Genomic DNA, 20,140 nt, shown 5'->3' with positions numbered 1-20,140 from the left:
ATATCTTAATTATTTTTTTAATTGTATTGTTCCGCCAGCTTTCTCTAATTTTTCTACAGCAGATTTAGAGACCAAGTCAGCTTCAATGTTAACTTTATCTTTAATTTCGCCTGTACCTAGTATCTTTAATTTTTGAGAATTTTTATTAATCAATTTAAGTTTCTTAAGTAATGCCATATTTATTACATCACCAGAATTAATTGTTTTTTCAGTTATAAAAGTTTGGATTTTCTCTAAGTTCATTATTGCAATAATAGCTTGGTATCTCTTAATTGCATTAAAACCTCTTTTAGGTAATCTTCTATATAAAGGCATTTGACCACCTTCAAAAGCTTTAATAGCAACACCAGATCTAGATTTTTGGCCTTTAACACCTCTTCCAGATGTTTTTCCTTTTCCAGAACCTATACCTCTACCAACTCTCATCTTTTTTTTGTATAAAACTTTTCCAGTAGTATTTAATGTAGTCATTATCCTCTTTTTTCAATTACATCAGAAATCTTTTTATTTCTGATCGTTGCAATATGTTTTGGTGAATTTTGTTTTGAAAGAGCCTTCATTGTAGCTCTTATCATATTGTGAGGGTTTGATGTTCCCATTGATTTAGCGACTATATCTTTAATTCCTAAAACTTCACAAACTGCTCTAACCGGACCACCTGCAATAATACCTGTTCCTTTTGGTGCAGATCTTAAAACAATTTTACCAGCACCATCTTTTCCATAAACATCATGGTGAATGGTTCTACCTTCTCTTAGAGGAATATGAATTAAAACTCTTCTTGCAGTTTCGTTAGCTTTTTTAATTGCATCTGGAACTTGTTTTGCTTTTGCATGTGCAATTCCAATTTTACCTGCTTGATTACCAACTACTACTAATGCTGAAAAACCAAATCTACGACCACCTTTTACTACTTTCGTAATTCTGTTGATGTGAACAAGTTTTTCTAAAATACCGTCATCTTTTTTATCTTTAAAATCCATAATTAAAATTCCATTCCATTTTTACGCAACGTTTCAGCAAAAACTTTAACTCTGCCGTGATATTTATATATACCTCTATCAAAAAAAATCTTTGATATTTTCTTTTCTTGAGCCTTCTTTGCTAATTTTTCTGCAACTATTTTAGAAATTTCTGTTTTATTCACTTTATCCATTGAACGGATATCTTTTTCAATAGAAGAACAAGAAACTAAAGTAATATTTTTAACATCATCAATAATTTGAGCTGAGATATTTTTTGCAGATCTTGATATACTTAGTCTTAATCTGTCAGATGATGCAACTTTTTTTAATTTACCAGTTACTCTAAATTTCTTTCTTTGAATGGTATTCAGTTTCATTATTTTTTCTTCCCTTCTTTCCTTAGAATGTATTGACCCTTTTCTCTAATACCTTTGCCTTTATATGGCTCTGGTTTTCTAAAAGCTTTAATTTTTGAAACAACCATACCTACTTGCTGTTTATCAGCTCCACTAACTTTAACTACAGTCTGTTTTTCAACAACAATTTTAATTCCTTCAGGAATATCAAAATTAATATCGTGGCTATACCCTAATTGTAAATTTAATTGTTTATCTTTTAATGCAGCTCTATATCCAACACCAACAAGCTCTAAAATCTTTTCATAACCAGTGCTTGAACCAATAACAGCATTATTGATTAAGCTTCTATTCATGCCCCATAATCTTTTTGAGTTTTGATCCTTTACTTTAGGGTTGATAGATATTTCTTTTCCTTCGATAATATCAAGGTTAAACATTTCTAGATCAATCTTAAGTGATTTTTTACCCAATGGTCCCTCAATGTTAAGAACACTACCAGAAAGTGCTGCTTTAACTTTTTCAGGGATCGAAATACTTATTTTACCAATTTTAGACATTAAAATACCTTACAAATTATTTCGCCACCAACTTTTTGTTTTCTAGCCTCAATATCAGTCATTACACCTTTTGGCGTAGATACAATAGCTATACCCAATCCACCATTAATTTTTGGTAAACTATCAGCGCTTGAAAATATTCTTCTACCAGGTTTTGACACTCTCTCGAAAGTGCTAATAACAGGGTTTCCAGAATAATATTTTAAATCTACAGATAAAGTAGGTTTATTATTTTCAGTTTCAATTTTATAATCCCTTATAAATCCTTCACTTTTAAGAATATCTGCAATTTTAACTTTAAAGTTAGAAGAGGGTAATGCTACTTTTTTGTGATTTCTCACTTGAGCATTTTTTATTCTTGCGATCATATCCCCTATTGGGTCACTTAAACTCATATTATCCTTTCTACCAACTCGACTTAGTCATGCCAGGAATTAATCCATGCAGTCCCAAGTCTCTTAAGGCTATTCTTGATATTTTTAATTTTCTGTAAACACCATGTGGTCTTCCAGTAATTTGACATCTGTTCATAACTCTATTTTTTGCTGAATTACGAGGTAAATTTGAAAGCTTTTGTTGTGCTTTAAATCTTTCTTCTAATGATATGTTTTTATCCATTATAATTTTCTTTAATGCTTGTCTTTTTTTGAAAAGTCTATCAGACAGCTTAATTCTTTTATTGTTTTTATTTACTGCGCTTACTTTAGCCATTCTTAATTATCTCCTTTTTTAATAAATGGAAAATTTAGTTTTTCTAAAAGTGCAAAACTATGATCTTTATTTAAAGCAGAGATTACAACAACAACATCAAGACCTCTAATTTTATCAATTCTATCAAAGTTAACTTCTGGAAAAATTATATGCTCTTTAATTCCAAACGTGTAATTACCAAACTTATCAAAACCTTTTGGAGATAAACCTCTAAAGTCTTTAATTCTTGGTAAGGCAATGTTTACAAGTCTATCTATAAACTCATACATTTTGTTGCCTCTTAAAGTAACTTTTAATCCAGCATTTGTACCTTTTCTTGTTTTAAAGTTAGCTACTGATTTTTTAAATTTAGTAACAGTTGGTTTTTGACCTGTAATTTTTCCTAAATCTTCTTCAGTAGATTTCATGATCTTTGCATCAGCTCCATCAAGACCAAGACCCATGTTAATAACAACTTTTTCAACTTTTGGCCCCATATAGGTATTTTTATATCCAAGGGTTTCTTTAAGTTGTGGTTGTATTTCTTTGTAATAAAGTTCTTTTAATCTAGGTATCATTATTTCTTAGCCTCAGTTTTTTTTGTTTTAGCTTTTTCGTCAATAAGTTTAAGGTTTGAAATATGAATGAAACTCTCTTTAGAGATTATTCCACCTTTCTTTTCTTTAGTAGTTTTAACATGTTTTTTCACAATATTAATTCCTTGAACTTTTGCTCTATTATTAGGTCTGTCAATTTCAATAACCTCACCCTCTTTTTTTTTATCTCTACCAGTTAAAACTCTTACTTTTAATCCTTTTTTAATCATTTATAAAACCTCTGGAGCCAATGAAATTATTTTCATTTGACCTCTACTTCTTAATTCTCTTGTTACTGGACCAAATATCCTAGTACCTACTGGTTCACCTTTATCGTCAACTAAAACAGCTGCATTATTGTCAAATCTAACTTTAGATCCATCTTCTCTATGAATTCCTTTTTTTACCCTAACTACAACTGCTTTATGAACAGTACCTTTTTTAACTTTTCCTTTAGGTAATGCCTCTTTTACAGCAATAACGATAGTATCACCAATACTTGCATATCTACGCTTAGAGCCACCTAAAACTTTAATACATTCAATTCTTTTTGCACCAGTGTTATCTGCTACTAATAATTCAGTTTGTACTTGTATCATTTAGATCCATCCATTACTTGAAATTTTTTATTTTTAGAAAAAGGCTTACATTCAATGATTGACACTGTATCTCCAGTTTTAAATTTATTATTTTCATCGTGTGCGTTATACTTTTTTCTAACTTTAACTACTTTTTTTAATACTGGGTGTGAGTATTTTCTTTCAACAGATACAGTTATAGTTTTATTAGGTTTATCACTCGTTACTACTCCTGTTAATATTTTTTTAGGCATTTAATTTTCCTTTTAGTGTAGTTTTTAATCTAGCTATAGTTTTTTTAGTTTGTCCAATTTTAGATGGATCTGTAATCTGTGAGTTAATTTTTTGAAATCTAAAGTTAAATAAATCTTTTTTTAATTTATCAATATTTTTAATAACTTCGTCTTTAGATAGTTTTTTAATTTCTTGTTTTTTCATATTATGCAAATCTCTTAATAAATTTTGTTTTTATAGGTAGCTTAGCTGAGGCTTTATAAAGGGCTTCTTTTGCTATTGATTCTGAAACACCATCAATTTCAAATAAGATTCTACCTGGTTTAACTCTGCAAGCCCAATACTCTGGAGCTCCTTTACCTTTACCCATTCTTACTTCAACAGGTTTTTTTGAAACTGGTATATTAGGAAAAATTCTAGTCCAAACACGTCCCTGTCTCTTCATATGTCTTGTTAAAGCAACTCTAGCAGCTTCAATTTGTTTTCCTATAATTCTCTCTGGCGCCATAGCTTTTAATGCAAAAGATCCATAGTTAATCTTGCTAGCACGTGTAGCTGTCCCATGGATTCTTCCTTTATGAGCTTTTCTGTATTTTGTTCTGACTGGCTGTAACATAATTATTCTTTAACCTCTTTTGGAACTATTTTGTTAGTTTCTTGGCTAAATTCTCTAGCAAATACTTCACCTTTATAAATCCATATTTTTATTCCAATAATACCAAATGTTGTTAACGCTTCAGCTTCTGCATAATCAATATCTGCTCTTAGGGTATGTGATGGTATACTTCCTTCTCTTAACCATTCAGTTCTAGCTATTTCATTACCACCTAGTCTACCACTTATAGAAACTTTAATACCTTTTGCACCAAGTCTTAAACATGATTGCATGGCTCTCTTCATGGCTCTTCTGTACGATATTCTTTTGACTAATTGTTGTGCTATATTTTCAGCAACTAAGTAGGCGTTTGTTTCAGGTTTTTTAACTTCTTTAATATTAAGAGTTACTTCATTGTTAGTAAATTTAGATAAGTTATTCTTAATTTTATCAATATCACTCCCTTTTTTTCCAATAACAAATCCAGGTCTTGAAGTGTAAATTGTAACAAAACACTTATTAGAAGTTCTCTCTATCATAACTTTAGATACACCAGAATTTACAACATTTTTCTTGATATATGCTCTTATCTTAAAATCTTCGATAAGATAATTTCCAAAATCTTTCTTTTTTGCATACCAGACAGAATCCCAACCTCTGTTTACACCTAGTCTGAAACCAACAGGATTAACTTTTTGACCCATGACTCTCCATTTGTTTTGCTTCTGATAATATAATTGTAATAGTTGAATAAGGTTTTAAAATTGGTGCTGCTCTACCTTTTGCTCTGGGTCTAAATCTTTTCATAACAACTTTTTTTCCACAGTATGCTTCTTTAACAATTAGCTTATCTATATCGTATTGATTGTTATTTTCAGCATTAGCAACGGCTGATGAAACTGTTTTTCGTATTTCTCTAGTAATTCTTTTTGCTGAAAATTGCAGTTCTCTAATAGCAACATCAACTTTTTTTCCAACAATTGCTTTAAGTATTGGATTAAGTTTTCTAACACTAGATCTAATGTTATTATTTACAGATCTTACTGTATCTACTTTAGTTCTGTTAATTTTCTTTTTTTTATTCATAATTATTTTTTCTTCTCAGCTGGTTTGCCTTTTTTTTCAGCTGGAGTATGTCCAAAAAACGTTCTGGTTGGTGAAAATTCACCTAATTTATGACCCACCATATCTTCAGATATAGTAACTGGAATAAATTTTTTTCCATTATAGATCAAAAAACTAACCCCAATAAATTCAGGAATAATTGTTGATTTCCTTGACCAAGTTTTAATAGGCATTTTTTTTGGATCTAGTTTTTGTTTTTCAACTTTTTTAATTAAGCTTTCTTCAACAAAAGGTCCTTTCCACACTGATCTAGCCATTATTTTTTAGAATCCTTCCTGTTATTTCTTCTTCTCACTATAAATTTATCTGTACTCTTATTATCTCTAGTTTTTAATCCTTTTGCTGATTGACCTGTAGGAGATACTGGATGTCTTCCACCTGCAGTTTTACCTTCACCACCACCATGCGGGTGATCAACAGGATTCATTACAACTCCCCTAGTATGAGGTCTTCTACCAAGCCATCTTGATCTTCCAGCTTTACCAATCTTAATATTTTTTTGATCTGGATTTGAAAGCACACCAATTGTTGCCATACATCTTGAATCAATTTTTCTAACTTCTCCAGAGGTCATTTTAATTAATGAGTAATTTCCATCTAATCCACTAATTGTGACTGATGTACCTGCCGATCTAGCAATCTTTCCACCAGCTCCAGGTTTTAGCTCTACATTATGGATGTTTATACCGACGGGAATATCTCTAAGTGGCATACAGTTTCCAACTTTAATTTCTTTTTCTGGTCCATTTTCAATTTTATCACCTACTTTAATTTTTTGAGGTGCTAAATAGTAAAAATGCTGCCCATCATCAAACTTAACTAACATAATGTAGCAAGATCGATTTGGATCATATTCAATTCTTTCAACAGTACCTGGCATGTCAATTTTCTTCCTGTAAAAATCAACTAATCTATACATTTTCTTGTGTCCACCACCTGACATGTTGCGAGAGGTTATGTGTCCATTGTTATTTCTTCCACGCATCGTATTTTTTGGCTCAACTAATGCTTTAAATGGTTTGCCTTTCCAAAGACCAGTTCTATCAACTAAGATTGTTCCTCTTGTTGACTTTGTATACGGTTTGAAAGTTTTTAATGCCATTTTTAAATTCCTGATGTTAGATCAATACTTTGACCTTTTTTAAGTGTTACTATTGCTTTTTTATAACCTTGAACATTAACTTTTTTGCCTCGAGCTACTTTTGTTCGATTTTGTTTATTTATAATATTTATTTTTGTAACGTTAACTTTAAAAATCTTTTCAATATTTTTCTTCAAGTTAGTTTTATTAGCAGCTCTTGGTACCTTAAAAACAATTTTATTTTGTTCTGATAAGTTAGTAGTTTTTTCAGTAACCATTGGTGATAGAATTTTATCGTATAAATGTATTTTATCCATATTAAGAATATCTCTTTTCTAGTTCCTTAATTGAACTTTCTGTAAAAACTACTTTTTTAAACTTTATAATATCAAATGCACTGAAATGATTGATATCTGTTACTTTAACATTTGGAATATTTCTAGCTGACTTTTCAATTTTTTCTTTAGATGATTTATCTAAAATAATTAATGAATTAGTAATTTCAAATTTTTTAATAATTAAATTCATTTCTTTAGTTTTTTTAATTTCATTGCCAAAATCACTAAAAATTATCAAATTATTAAGTTTATTCTTCTCAGTAATTAGTGATGCTATACTTAGTTTTTTTTCACTTTTATTTAGTTTTCTTTTTTTATAGGCTAATTCACCTTTAGGTCCATGTGCAACACCACCACCAACAAAAATAGGTGCTTTTCTACTTGCATGTCTTGCTCCACCAGTCCCTTTTTGAGCATAAATTTTTGATGTAGATCCAGTAATTTCATTTTGTTGTTTCGTTTTTGCGTGTCTGCCTTTGTAATTAGCATTAGTTTTAAATAATACGTTATCAACCAATCTTTTATTAATTTTAGCTGAGAAAATCTTATCTAAAACTTCAATTGAATCCTTTTTACCGTCTAAGTTTAATTTATCAATTTTCATTATTTTTTCTTTTTATCTGGTGTTTTTTTAGCTTCCTCTGCAGCAGCAATTTTTTCATTAATAGTCATTTTGTTTATTACTTTTACTGATTTTTTAACTAGAATTTCAGTATTTTTTGAACCTGGGATAGATCCTTTTAAATATAACAATTCATTTTCAATATCTGTCTTAATAATTTCTAAATTTTGCATAGTTCTAACTCTGTCACCCATATGACCAGCCATTTTTTTACCTTTAAAAACTTTACCAGGGTCTTGTCTTTGACCAGTAGATCCGTGAGATCTGTGTGATACCGAAACACCATGGGTAGCTCTTAATCCACCAAAATTATGTCTCTTCATAGCACCAGCAAAACCTTTACCAATAGTTTTTGAAGTTGTATCAACAAACTTAACTTCATTAAAAATTTCAAGACCAAATTCGTTACCTTCTTTATAAAGCTCTGTATCATTAACTCTAAATTCTTTTAATTTTTTCTTAGCTTCTGTATTTTTCTTTGCATAAAAACCTTTCATAGCTTTTGTAAGTTTAGATGCTTTAATTTTACCAAACCCTAGTTGCACAGCTTTGTATCCACGTTTTTCTTCATCAATGACTTGAATTACTCTAGCCTTCTCCATTTTGATAACTGTTACAGGAACTAAACGACCAGTTTTATAAAACTCTCTAGTCATACCAATCTTTTTTCCAACTAATGCAATTTCACTCATAATTAAATTTTAATCTCCACATCAACACCTGATGCTAAATCTAGTTTCATTAGAGCCTCTACAGTTTGAGGTGTAGGCTCAATAATATCAATCAGTCTTTTATGTGTTCTAGTTTCAAATTGTTCTCTACTTTTTTTATCAATATGAGGACCTTTAAGAACTGTATATCTTTCAATTCTAGTTGGTAAAGGGATTGGTCCCTTGATAGTAGCACCAGTTCTTTTAACTGTATTAACTATTTCTTCTGTAGAAGCGTCTAAAATCTTATTGTCGTAAGCTCTTAATTTAATTCTAATATTTTGTTTTTCCATAATAATTAACCTGCAATCTTTTTAGTTACTTCATCCTGTACATTTTGTGGGACTTTAGAATAATGATCAAAAAACATTGAATATTGCGCTCTACCTTGAGACATCGATCTTAAGCTATTTATATATCCAAACATATTAGCTAAAGGAACCATTGCAGTAATTACTGTTGCATTTCCTCTTTGTTCTTGAGTGCTGATTTGACCCCTTCTACTATTTAGGTCACCGATAACATCACCCATATAATCCTCCGGAGTTACAACTTCAACTCTCATAACTGGTTCTAATAATTTTAAAGTTCCTCTAGTACAAGCTTCTTTAAAACAAGCTCTACCTGCTAATTCAAATGCAAGAACACTGGAGTCAACATCATGGTGTAATCCATCTAAAATTGTAACTTTGTAATCAATCATTGGAAATCCTGCTAAAATTCCACCATCTGAAATTGTTTCAATTCCTTTTTCAACACCAGGAATAAATTCTTTAGGAATTGCTCCACCTTTAATCTTGCTTTCAACAGACCTACCTGCACCAGGTTCCTGAGGTTCAACTAATAATTTAACTTTTGCAAACTGACCAGCACCACCACTTTGTTTTTTGTGGGTATATTCAAACTCTGTTGGATTTTGCAATGTTTCTCTATAAGCAACTTGAGGAGCACCAACATTTGCCTCTACATTAAATTCTCTTTTCATTCTATCAACAATAATATCAAGGTGTAGCTCACCCATTCCCTTAATAATAGTTTGACCAGATTCTTCATCAGAAGTTACTCTGAATGATGGATCTTCTTTAGCTAATCTTCCTAATGCTTCGCCCATTTTTTCTTGGTCAGCTTTTGTTTTAGGTTCAACAGCAATTTCGATTACAGGTTCTGGGAACTCCATTGGCTCCAATAAAACAGGATTAGCTTCATCACAAAGTGTGTGCCCTGTTATTGTATATTTTAAACCAGCTAAAGCAACGATGTCACCAGTGTTTGCTTCTTTAATATCTTCTCTTGAGTTTGCATGCATTAAAAGCATTCTTCCAACTCTTTCTTCTTTATCTTTTGACGTATTATAAACGGCAGTTCCAGTTCTAATTGTTCCTGAGTAAATTCTAATAAAAGTCAGTGAACCAACAAATGGGTCGTTAGCAACTTTAAATGCTAATGCAGAAAATCCTGTACTATCTTCAAATTTCATTTCAACAATATCTTCACTACCAGGTTTAGTTCCATTAATAGATCCAATATCGATCGGACTTGGTAAGTAGTTAATTACAGCGTCAAGTAAAGGTTGAACACCTTTGTTTTTAAAAGCTGAACCGGTAGTTATTGGAACAAAACTAAAATTTAAAGTTCCTTTTCTTATGCATTTTACTAAATCATCTTCATTTATTTCTTCACCATTTAGGTAAGCTTCCATTAATTTTTCATCTTGCTCTACAGCCATTTCAACTAATTCAGTTCTGTATTTTTGTGAAATTTCTTTTAAATCTTCAGGAATTTCTTTGTATTCCCATTCTGCACCTAGAGCTTCATTTTTCCAAACTTGAGCTTTCATTTTGACTAAGTCAACAACACCAGATAAATCTGCTTCAATGCCAATAGGAATTTGAATTGGTAGGGGTTTACAGCCCAATCTATCCTTAATCATTTCAACACATCTATAAAAATCGGCCCCAGTTCTATCTAACTTGTTTACAAAACAAATTCTTGGAACTTTATATTTATCAGCCTGTCTCCATACTGTTTCTGATTGTGGTTCTACACCTGCAACACCGTCAAAAACACAAACAGCACCATCAAGAACTTTTAAGGATCTCTCTACTTCAATTGTAAAATCAACGTGTCCAGGAGTATCGATAATATTAATTCTATGGTCATTCCAAAAACAAGTTGTTGCTGCTGAAGTAATTGTAATACCTCTTTCTTGTTCTTGTTCCATCCAATCCATTGTTGCAGCACCGTCATGTACTTCACCAATTTTATGACTTTTTCCTGTGTAGTATAAAATTCTTTCAGTAGTAGTGGTTTTACCAGCATCAATATGGGCCATGATACCAATGTTTCTATATTTGTTTAATGTATGTGTTCTAGCCATAATTTATTACCACCTAAAATGAGCAAAAGCTTTATTTGACTCTGCCATTTTATGTACATCTTCTCTTTTTTTAACTGCAGAACCTTTTTTTTCATAAGCATCATACAGTTCGTTAAAAATTTTATCAGACATGTGTTTGTCTTTTCTTTTTCTAGAAGCATCAACTAACCATCTGATTGCTAGTGCTTGTGCACGTTTAGTTTTTACTTCAACTGGAACTTGATATGTCGCACCACCTACTCTACGTGATCTTACTTCCACAGTGGGTTTGATATTATTTATTGCTTCATTAAAAACATTAATGGGCTCTTCTTTTGTTTTTGACTTAATTTTTTCTATAGCTTCATAAACAATTTTTTCAGCAACTACTTTTTTACCATCGTACATTATTGAATTAATTAATTTAGGGATTATTGTAGAATTAAATATGGGGTCTGGTGTAACAACTTTTTTAGGTTGTGTTTTCTTTCTAGACATAGTTATTTACCTTTTTTAGTTCCATACAAAGATCTACGTTTCTTTCTATTTGCAACGCCTTGTGTGTCTAGGTTTCCTCTAAGAATATGATAACGAACACCAGGTAAATCTTTTACACGACCACCCCTAATTAAAACAACTGAGTGTTCTTGTAAGTTATGACCTTCACCACCAATATAAGCTGTAACCTCAAAACCATTTGACAATCTAACTCTAGCAACTTTTCTTAATGCAGAGTTGGGTTTTTTAGGAGTTGTTGTATAAACTTTTACACAAACACCTCTCTTCAAAGGCTGTTTCTGAAGTGCAGGAACTTTATTCCTAGCAACAGGTTTAATTCTTTTTTTTCTTAACAACTGGTTAATAGTTGGCATAAATTTTTTAAATTAATTAATATATTTTTGAGTGAAAATAACTGACAGGTTATTTTGTGGCAGCGTTTAGTTCCGTAAAGTAGGTACTACATTCCAACCAAAAACAGCGTCAAAATACTATTAAATCTCTGATTGTCAAACTAAAACTACAAGTTTAACGTGTTTTTTTTATTAATTAGCTGGAGTTTCTGTGGCTTCTGTAGGCTCAATTTTTTCTTGCTCTGCTAGGAATTTATTATCAGCTTCAATCGCATTTTTATTCCATTTATTCTTGATGTGACCAGTTCCAGCTGGAACTAATCTACCAACAATAACGTTCTCTTTTAAGCCATTTAAAGGATCAACTTTACCTTTAATCGCAGCATCAGTTAAAACTCTTGTAGTTTCCTGGAATGAAGCAGCAGATATAAATGACTCTGTTTGAAGTGAAGCTTTAGTAATACCCATTAAAACTCTTTCACCTAGTGCAGGATTTTTTCCTTCAGCAACTAGTTTTTCATTTGCATTATCAAACTTAATTCTATCAATCATTTCACCTGGTAGGTAAGACGAATCTCCTGACTCTTTAATTTCAACTTTTTTAAGCATTTGTCTTAATATTGTTTCAATGTGTTTGTCATTAATGACCACACCTTGCAATCTGTAAACCTCTTGAACCTGATTAACAAAGTATTCTGTTAAATCTTTAATACCTAAAATTCTTAAAATATCATGAGGTAGTGGTTGGCCATCTAATAGATACTCACCTTTTTTAATTTTCTCACCTTGGTTAAAATTTATATGCTTGCCTTTGGGTATTAAATAATTTGAAGGCTCACCGTTCTCTGGTTGAATTGAAATTCTTTGTTTACCTCTTACTTCTTTACCAAATAATACTTGTCCGTCATTCTCAGCAATAATTGCACTGTCTTTTGCTTTTCTAGCTTCGAATAATTCAGCTACACGTGGTAGCCCTCCAGTAATATCTTTTGTTTTGGTCGTTTCTTTTGGAAGTCTTGCAATTATATCACCAGCAAATATTTTTTGACCATCTTTGACAGAAAGAATTGAATCAGGAACTAAATAGTATCTTGCTTCATTATCATCTGCTTTTTTAATAACATTTCCTTTTTCATCTCTTAGAGTAATTCTTGGTTTTAAATCTGTATTCTTAGATTGTGCTCTCCAATCAACAACAGACTTCGAAGAAATTCCAGTAGCATCATCAGTAGTTTCTTGAATAGAAACACCATCAATTAAATCTACATAACCAGCTATACCACTTTTCTCTGCAATAACTGGAGTTGTATAAGGATCCCACTCACAAATTTTTTCATTTGTTTTTACTTTATCACCATTTTGTAAAAATAATTTTGATCCATAAGCAACTTTGTAGATTGCAACTTGAACGCCGTTATCATCTTCAATTGATAGTTGAGTATTTCTTCCCATAACAATTAAATTTTTCTTTGAGTCTTCTAATAAGTTAGAGTTTATAATTCTTAAAGTTCCAGCTGTTTTTGTTACAATCTGAGATTCTTGTTTAACAGAAGCGGTACCACCAACGTGGAAAGTTCTCATTGTTAACTGTGTACCAGGCTCACCAATTGATTGTGCTGAAATCATACCAATTGCTTCACCAACGTGAACCATTTTTCCTCTAGACAGATCTCTTCCATAGCAGGTAGCACAAACACCAAGTTTAGAGCTGCAAGTCATAACTGAATAAGCTTTGATAAATTTAACACCGGCTGCATCAATTTTATCGCAACCAGATTCATCAATCATAGTTTCTTTTTTAATAACCACTTCTCCAGTAATAGGATTTTTAACATCAAAAGCTGTAACTCTACCAAGTGCTCTTTCTGATAAGCTAACCACAACGTTTCCACCTTCTAAAATTTCTGCTAACTCGATAAATCCTGGATTATCACACTTAATTTTAGAAATTGTAAGGTCTTGAGCTACATCACAAAGTCTTCTAGTTAAATAACCTGAACTTGCAGTCTTTAGGGCTGTATCAGCTAAACCTTTTCTGGCTCCGTGCGTTGAGTTGAAATATTCTAAGGCAGTCAGGCCTTCTTTGAAGTTAGAAATAATTGGAGTTTCGATAATTTCACCAGATGGTTTGGCAATAAGACCTCTCATACCAGCCAACTGCTTCATTTGCGCAGCTGAACCTCTAGCTCCACTATCTGCCATCATAAATACTGAGTTAATCTTCATACCATCAGGAGTACTTTCCGTAGCAGAAATACCTCTCATCATTTCACCAGCTACTTTATCTGTACATTTTGACCAAGCATCAACAACTTTGTTGTATTTTTCACCTCTAGTAATTAAACCCTCTGAATATTGATTTTCATAATCAGCAATTAATTTTTTAGTATCATCAATCAATTGTCCTTTGTTTACAGGAATAACCAAATCGTCTTTACCAAAAGAAATACCTGCTTTAAATGCATGTTTGAAACCTAAGTCTTTTAAATGATCACAAAATATAACTGTAGTTTTCTGACCACAAAATCTGAAAACACTATCAATAATTTCTGAAACTGTTTTTTTAGGAAGTAGTCTATCAATCATTGAAAAAGTAATATCTTTATTTTTTGGCAATAAATTAGCCAATAAAAATCTTCCCGCTGTTGTTGTGTGTTTTTCAACTTTTTTATTACCTTTCTCATCAAGGGTTTCAAATCTAGAAACAATAGTAGAGTGAACTTTGATTTGACCTGTTGATAAGGCATGTTCAATTTCATTATTATTTATAAAATAACCATCTGGCTTATCAGTTTGAAAAGGTGCTTGAGATAAATAGTACAAACCTAAAATCATATCTTGACTGGGAACTATGATAGGTTTTCCATTTGATGGACTTAAGATGTTATTTGTTGATAACATTAAAATTCTAGCCTCTAGTTGAGCTTCTAAACTTAAAGGTACATGAACTGCCATTTGGTCACCATCAAAGTCAGCATTAAAGGCTGCACAACATAATGGGTGTAGTTCAATTGCATCTCCTTCAATCAGCTTAGGTTCAAAAGCTTGAACTCCTAGTCTGTGAAGTGTTGGTGCACGGTTTAATAAAACTGGATGTTCTCTTACAATAAGTTCTAATGCATCCCAAACAGCATTTGTTTCTTTTTCTACTAATTTTTTTGCTTGTTTGATTGTAGAGGCTAATCCTAGTTTATTTAATCTAGCGTACAAGAATGGTTTGAATAATTCTAATGCCATTTTCTTAGGCAAGCCACATTCATGAAGCTTAAGGTCAGGACCAACAACAATTACAGATCTTCCTGAATAATCTACCCTTTTTCCAAGTAAGTTTTGTCTAAATCTACCTTGCTTACCCTTAAGCATCTCAGCTAAAGATTTAAGTGGACGTTTGCCAGTTCCGGTAATTACTCTTCCTCTACGACCATTATCGAATAAAGCATCAACTGACTCTTGAAGCATTCTTTTTTCATTTCTGACAATAATATCAGGAGCTTTTAGATCCATTAATCTCTTAAGACGATTATTTCTGTTTATAACTCTTCTATAAAGGTCATTAAGATCAGATGTTGCAAATCTTCCACCATCTAATGGAACTAAAGGTCTTAATTCAGGTGGAATAACTGGTACTACAGTTAAAATCATCCATTCAGGCTTTTGACCTGTTTCAATAAATGATTCTATCAATTTAAGTCTTTTAATTGATCTTTCCTCATTAACTTTAGATTTTGTTTCTTTGATTGTATTAATTAAAATTTTTCTTTCTTGCTCAAGATCCATTGACTTAAGAATTGATAAAATTGCTTCAGCACCTATTCCAGCTTCAAACGATTCTTCACCAAACTCATCTTGATATTTTGCCAATTCTTCCTCGTTAAGTAATTGGTTTTTTTGAAGGCCTGTTAAACCTGGCTCGATAACTATAAAGTTTTCAAAGTAAAGAACTCTTTCAACTTCTTTTAACTTCATGTCTACGGCTAATGAAATTCTACTAGGTAATGATTTTAAGAACCAAATATGAGCAACAGGAGTAGCTAGGTTAATGTGACCCATTCTTTCTCTTCTTACATTTGATTTTGTTACTTCAACACCACATTTTTCACAAATAATTCCTCTAAACTTCATGCGTTTGTACTTACCACACAAACATTCGTAATCTTTTATTGGACCAAAAATTCTAGCACAAAACAAACCATCTTTTTCTGGTCTAAAAGTTCTGTAATTAATAGTTTCAGGTTTTTTAATTTCACCATATGTCCAAGATTTAATTTTTTCAGGACTAGCTAAAGTAATTTTAATGCTATTAAAATTTTGTGCTTCAGAAACTTCACTATTTTTAAATAAATCTGTTAATTCTTTTTTCATATTTAGTTTAACTCTATGTTTAGTGCTAATGATTTAATCTCTTTAACTAGAACATTGAATGACTCTGGAATTCCAGATTCAAAATTTTCTTCACCTTTAACAATTGTTTCGTAAACTTTAACTCTTCCAGCTACATCGTCTGACTTAACTGTTAAAATTTCTTGTAGTGTGTACGACGCTCCATAAGCTTCAAGAGCCCACACTTCCATTTCACCGAATCTCTGTCCACCAAGTTGTGCTTTACCACCTAGAGGCTGTTGAGTAACAAGACTATAAGGTCCAGTAGATCTTGCATGAATTTTATCTTCAACCAAGTGATGCAGTTTAAGCATATAGATAATACCAACTGTTACAGGTCTATCAAACATTTCACCTGTTCTACCATCCCATAAATTAGTTTGACCAGAAGTTGGCAGCTTGGCTAATTCAAGCATTTCTGAAACATCTTTTTCTTTTGCACCATCAAAAACAGGAGTTGAAATCGCTATACCATTCTGTAAATTTTCACACAAATCTCTAAATTCAGTTTTGTTTAACTTGTCAATCCCACCATCAAATACTTCATTACCATAAACAGACTTTAGGAATGATGAAATTTTTTCAGTTTTTTCAAACTTTTTATTATTTTCATTAACTAGTTTTTTAACTTCTTCACCAAATTCTTTACATGCCCAACCAAGGTGAGTTTCCAAGATTTGACCTACGTTCATACGACTTGGAACCCCAAGTGGGTTCAGTACAATATCAACAGGTCTTCCGTCTTCTCTATAAGGCATATCTTCAACAGGTACAATTTTACTAACTACACCCTTGTTTCCATGTCTTCCTGACATTTTATCACCAGGTCTTAATCTTCTTTTGATCGCAACAAAAACTTTTACCATTTTCATAACACTTGGTAACAGATCATCGCCACTTCTAATTTTTAAAACTTTATCTTCAAATCTTTCTTGAATATCTTGTTTTGCTTGATTGTATTGATCTTTTAATTGGGCAATACTTGCTTCATCATTAACATTACCTACAGTTATTTTGAATACATCATTAATGTTAATCTTATTAATTGTCTCAAGATCAAGTTTGGTACCTTCATCTAAATCTTTTATTTTTTTAGTTAGAGAAGCTCCAGATAAAATCTGATTAGCTCTTTGCTTTATGCTTCTCTCTAAAATTTCTTCCTCTACAATTTTGTCTTGTTGAACAGTTTCAATTTCTGCTCTTTCAATTGTTATAGATCTTTCATCTTTTTCTATACCATGTCTGTTAAACACTCTTACATCAACAATTGTTCCACTGCTACCTCTAGACATTTTTAATGATGTATCAGTTACATCAATTGCTTTTTCACCAAAAATTGATCTTAATAATTTTTCTTCAGGTCCAGACGCTGAATCACCTTTTGGTGTAACTTTACCAACTAATATATCTCCTGCTTTTACTTCAGCACCAATGTAAACAATCCCAGACTCATCTAGGTTTTTTAAGGCCTCTTCATTTACATTTGGAATATCTCTAGTGATTTCTTCTTCACCTAACTTCGTATCTCTAGCCATAACTTCATATTCAACAATGTGAACTGATGTAAATACATCATCTGTAACACATCTTTCTGAAATTAAAATAGAGTCTTCAAAATTATAACCTTGCCAAGGCATAAATGCTACAGTCACATTTTTTCCAAGTGCTAACTCACCTAGTTTAGTAGATGGTCCATCAGCAATAATATCTCCTGATTTAACTTTATCACCTACTCTAACAAGTGGTTTTTGGTTAATGCATGTATTTTGGTTTGATCTTTTAAATTTTTGTAGATTATAAATGTCTACACCTGACTTTGTGAAATCCGTTTCTTCAGTTGCTTTAATTACAATTCTTTTTCCATCAATTTTATCAACTGTGCCATCACGATTAGCAACAATAGTTACTCCCGAGTCGAGAGCTACATCACTTTCAATACCTGTACCAACCAACGGAGACTCCGGTTTTAGCAAAGGAACCGCTTGTCTCATCATGTTAGATCCCATTAGTGCTCTGTTCGCATCATCATTTTCCAAGAAAGGAATCAAAGAAGCTGCAACAGAAACCAACTGTTTAGGTGAAACATCAATATAATCAATTTTACTAGGATTTGATAAAACGAAGTTTAAATTCTCTCTACAAGGAACAAGCTCTTCTAAAATTTTTCCATTTTTATCTATTTTTGCATTTGCTTGGGCGATTGTATATTTTGTTTCTTCCATTGCTGAAAGATATTCAACTTTATCTTGAACCACACCATCTTGAACTTTTTTATATGGGCTTTCAATAAAACCATATTTATTAATTTTGGCATAAGTTGATAAACTGTTAATCAGACCAATATTTGGTCCCTCTGGAGTTTCAATTGGACAAATCCTTCCATAGTGAGTTGGATGAACATCACGTACTTCAAAACCAGCTCTTTCTCTTGTTAGGCCTCCTGGTCCTAGAGCTGAAACTCTTCTTTTGTGTGTAATTTCAGATAATGGATTTGTTTGATCCATAAATTGTGAAAGTTGTGAGCTTACAAAAAAATCTTTAAGAGAAACTGTTAATGGTTTTGCATTAATTAGATCTTGTGGCATTGCAGATTCAATATCAAGAGTTGTCATTTTTTCTTTAATAGCTCTTTCCATTCTGTAAACACCAATACGTGCTTGATTTTCAACAAGCTCACCAACAGATCTTACTCTTCTGTTACCTAGGTGATCAATATCATCGACTTCATCTTTACCATCTCTTAATTCTAACATTTTATGAACGATGGCAATTATGTCATCATTTCTTAAAATTGTAATTTTATCAGAACACTCAAGACTCAATCTTGAATTCATCTTGACTCTACCAACATCAGAAAGGTCATATCTATCTGAACTAAAGAACAAGTTATTAAATATTTGTGTAGCAATCTCAACAGTTGGTGGCTCACCTGGTCTTAAAACCTTATAAATTTCTGTAATTGCTTCATTTTTAGAATTATTTTTGTCATTTAAAATTGTTGTTAATAAATAAGGTCCCTTATTAATAGAATTTGTAATAGAAATTTGAATTGAGCTGATGTTAGCTTCTAAAATTTGCTTAATAATAGTGTCATTTAGTTCAGTACCAATTCCGAAAATGCCCTCTTCTTCATCTTCACTAACTTTTACTTCATTATGCAAATGTTTTCCGATTAAGGATTCTTGAGATACTAGAATATCTTTAAGTCCATCTGTAGCCAGCTTTTTAGCAGTTAAAAAATTAATTTTATCACCAAGCTTAATTACAATATTTCCAGTTTTGGCATCAGTAACTTCTTCAGAAAAATTTTTGGCTTTGTAATTTTCAGGGTTAAATTTTGTTTTCCATTTGCCTGTTTTTGTATCAAATGAGTAAGTGTCTTTATCATAAAACTCATCAGCTATTTCAGATTTAGTTAATCCTAAAGCCATTAAAAGAGTTGAAGCAAATATTTTTTTCTTTCTATCAATCTTGAAATATAAAAAATCCTTAACATCGTACTCTAAATCTAACCAAGATCCTCTATTAGGAATAACTCTACAATTAAATAATAATTTACCACTTGCGTGTGATTTACCTTTATCATGATCAAAGAAAACTCCAGGACTTCTATGCATTTGGTTTACAACAACTCTTTGAACACCATTTGTTATAAAAGTTCCACTGTCTGTCATCATAGGTACTTCACCCATATAAACTTCTTGCTCTTTTGCAGATAAAATATCTTTAGTGTTATTTTCTTGATCAATTTCGTAAACAACTAATCTTAAAGTACATTTTAATGCTGATGTAAAAGATAATCCTCTTTGGATACATTCTTCTGTATCAAATTTTGGTTTTTCAAGTCTATAAGAAACATATTCTAATGTAGCTTTATCATTTAGATCTTCTATTGGAAAAATACTTTTGAAAACTCTATCAAATCCTTTTGATAAATCTCCTGCTTCACTATCAAAATCTGTAAGTTGTTTGTATGAGTTTTTTTGAACTTCAATTAAATTTGGAATTGATAAAGTTTCTGCAAGCTTTCCAAAGCTCTTTCTTACATTTTTCTTCTGAGTAAAAGATAATTGCATTTATTACTAGTCACTGGTTAATAAATT

The 20,140-nt window shown here is 31.5% G+C and carries 25 protein-coding genes; all 25 read right to left on the bottom strand.

What is annotated here, in order from left to right:
* Positions 1–9: 9 nt before the first annotated feature.
* Positions 10–471: a 50S ribosomal protein L15 gene (gene rplO, locus E5R92_RS00540; RefSeq protein ID WP_168606179.1), complete on the bottom strand. Its 462-nt coding sequence runs from the start codon at positions 469–471 to the stop codon at positions 10–12.
* Positions 471–983, bottom strand: a complete 513-nt coding sequence (rpsE, locus tag E5R92_RS00535; protein ID WP_168606178.1) for a 30S ribosomal protein S5 — start codon at positions 981–983, stop codon at positions 471–473. Before rpsE ends, rplO begins: the two co-directional genes overlap by 1 nt.
* A gap of 2 nt (positions 984–985) precedes the next feature.
* Positions 986–1,342, bottom strand: coding sequence for a 50S ribosomal protein L18 (gene rplR / locus E5R92_RS00530; protein ID WP_168606177.1), 357 nt, complete (start codon positions 1,340–1,342; stop codon positions 986–988).
* Positions 1,342–1,881, bottom strand: a complete 540-nt coding sequence (gene rplF, locus E5R92_RS00525) for a 50S ribosomal protein L6 (protein ID WP_168606176.1) — start codon at positions 1,879–1,881, stop codon at positions 1,342–1,344. The genes rplR and rplF overlap by 1 nt, the downstream gene beginning before the upstream one ends.
* Entirely contained in the window at positions 1,881–2,276 is a 396-nt protein-coding gene (rpsH, locus tag E5R92_RS00520) for a 30S ribosomal protein S8 (protein ID WP_168606175.1), read from the bottom strand. Before rpsH ends, rplF begins: the two co-directional genes overlap by 1 nt.
* A 10-nt stretch (positions 2,277–2,286) precedes the next feature.
* Complete coding sequence (rpsN, locus tag E5R92_RS00515; protein WP_168606174.1) at positions 2,287–2,592, bottom strand: 30S ribosomal protein S14; 306 nt, start codon at positions 2,590–2,592, stop codon at positions 2,287–2,289.
* Positions 2,593–2,594: 2 nt separating this feature from the next.
* The gene (gene rplE, locus E5R92_RS00510; protein ID WP_168606173.1) at positions 2,595–3,149 is read right to left on the bottom strand and encodes a 50S ribosomal protein L5; all 555 of its coding nucleotides are present in this window, start codon (positions 3,147–3,149) and stop codon (positions 2,595–2,597) included.
* Entirely contained in the window at positions 3,149–3,397 is a 249-nt protein-coding gene (gene rplX / locus E5R92_RS00505; RefSeq protein WP_168606172.1) for a 50S ribosomal protein L24, read from the bottom strand. The genes rplE and rplX overlap by 1 nt, the downstream gene beginning before the upstream one ends.
* Positions 3,398–3,766, bottom strand: a complete 369-nt coding sequence (rplN, locus tag E5R92_RS00500) for a 50S ribosomal protein L14 (protein ID WP_168606171.1) — start codon at positions 3,764–3,766, stop codon at positions 3,398–3,400. It lies immediately after the preceding gene.
* Positions 3,763–3,999, bottom strand: coding sequence for a 30S ribosomal protein S17 (rpsQ, locus tag E5R92_RS00495; protein WP_006996820.1), 237 nt, complete (start codon positions 3,997–3,999; stop codon positions 3,763–3,765). Before rpsQ ends, rplN begins: the two co-directional genes overlap by 4 nt.
* Positions 3,992–4,183, bottom strand: coding sequence for a 50S ribosomal protein L29 (rpmC, locus tag E5R92_RS00490; protein ID WP_168606170.1), 192 nt, complete (start codon positions 4,181–4,183; stop codon positions 3,992–3,994). Before rpmC ends, rpsQ begins: the two co-directional genes overlap by 8 nt.
* Position 4,184: 1 nt before the next feature.
* Complete coding sequence (rplP, locus tag E5R92_RS00485) at positions 4,185–4,595, bottom strand: 50S ribosomal protein L16 (RefSeq protein WP_168606169.1); 411 nt, start codon at positions 4,593–4,595, stop codon at positions 4,185–4,187.
* A gap of 2 nt (positions 4,596–4,597) precedes the next feature.
* Positions 4,598–5,278, bottom strand: coding sequence for a 30S ribosomal protein S3 (rpsC, locus tag E5R92_RS00480; protein WP_168606168.1), 681 nt, complete (start codon positions 5,276–5,278; stop codon positions 4,598–4,600).
* A complete protein-coding gene (gene rplV / locus E5R92_RS00475) occupies positions 5,262–5,660 on the bottom strand; it encodes a 50S ribosomal protein L22 (protein ID WP_006996816.1) in 399 nt (132 codons plus the stop codon). The genes rpsC and rplV overlap by 17 nt, the downstream gene beginning before the upstream one ends.
* A 2-nt stretch (positions 5,661–5,662) precedes the next feature.
* Positions 5,663–5,956, bottom strand: a complete 294-nt coding sequence (rpsS, locus tag E5R92_RS00470; protein WP_006996815.1) for a 30S ribosomal protein S19 — start codon at positions 5,954–5,956, stop codon at positions 5,663–5,665.
* On the bottom strand, positions 5,956–6,801 hold the full coding sequence (gene rplB / locus E5R92_RS00465) for a 50S ribosomal protein L2 (RefSeq protein WP_168606167.1): 846 nt from the start codon (positions 6,799–6,801) through the stop codon (positions 5,956–5,958). Before rplB ends, rpsS begins: the two co-directional genes overlap by 1 nt.
* A gap of 2 nt (positions 6,802–6,803) precedes the next feature.
* Complete coding sequence (gene rplW / locus E5R92_RS00460; RefSeq protein WP_168606166.1) at positions 6,804–7,097, bottom strand: 50S ribosomal protein L23; 294 nt, start codon at positions 7,095–7,097, stop codon at positions 6,804–6,806.
* 1 nt (position 7,098) lies between these two features.
* Entirely contained in the window at positions 7,099–7,722 is a 624-nt protein-coding gene (gene rplD, locus E5R92_RS00455; RefSeq protein WP_168606165.1) for a 50S ribosomal protein L4, read from the bottom strand.
* On the bottom strand, positions 7,722–8,432 hold the full coding sequence (rplC, locus tag E5R92_RS00450) for a 50S ribosomal protein L3 (RefSeq protein WP_168606164.1): 711 nt from the start codon (positions 8,430–8,432) through the stop codon (positions 7,722–7,724). The genes rplD and rplC overlap by 1 nt, the downstream gene beginning before the upstream one ends.
* Positions 8,433–8,434: 2 nt before the next feature.
* Positions 8,435–8,743: a 30S ribosomal protein S10 gene (rpsJ, locus tag E5R92_RS00445; protein WP_006996810.1), complete on the bottom strand. Its 309-nt coding sequence runs from the start codon at positions 8,741–8,743 to the stop codon at positions 8,435–8,437.
* Between the two features lie 5 nt (positions 8,744–8,748).
* Positions 8,749–10,827, bottom strand: coding sequence for an elongation factor G (gene fusA / locus E5R92_RS00440; protein ID WP_168606163.1), 2,079 nt, complete (start codon positions 10,825–10,827; stop codon positions 8,749–8,751).
* Positions 10,828–10,833: 6 nt separating this feature from the next.
* Positions 10,834–11,304 carry a 30S ribosomal protein S7 gene (rpsG, locus tag E5R92_RS00435; protein WP_006996808.1) on the bottom strand — a complete coding sequence of 157 codons (471 nt, stop codon included), beginning with the start codon at positions 11,302–11,304 and terminating at the stop codon, positions 10,834–10,836.
* A gap of 2 nt (positions 11,305–11,306) precedes the next feature.
* Entirely contained in the window at positions 11,307–11,678 is a 372-nt protein-coding gene (gene rpsL / locus E5R92_RS00430) for a 30S ribosomal protein S12 (RefSeq protein WP_006996807.1), read from the bottom strand.
* A gap of 171 nt (positions 11,679–11,849) precedes the next feature.
* A complete protein-coding gene (gene rpoC / locus E5R92_RS00425; RefSeq protein WP_168606162.1) occupies positions 11,850–16,019 on the bottom strand; it encodes a DNA-directed RNA polymerase subunit beta' in 4,170 nt (1,389 codons plus the stop codon).
* A 2-nt stretch (positions 16,020–16,021) separates the two neighbouring features.
* Entirely contained in the window at positions 16,022–20,113 is a 4,092-nt protein-coding gene (gene rpoB / locus E5R92_RS00420) for a DNA-directed RNA polymerase subunit beta (protein ID WP_168606161.1), read from the bottom strand.
* Positions 20,114–20,140: the final 27 nt, after the last annotated feature.

This window comes from Candidatus Pelagibacter giovannonii (assembly GCF_012276695.1).
GTDB lineage: Bacteria > Pseudomonadota > Alphaproteobacteria > Pelagibacterales > Pelagibacteraceae > Pelagibacter > Pelagibacter giovannonii.
Note: the sequence above shows the minus strand (reverse complement) of the source record. Positions and strands in the feature narration are given on the sequence as shown.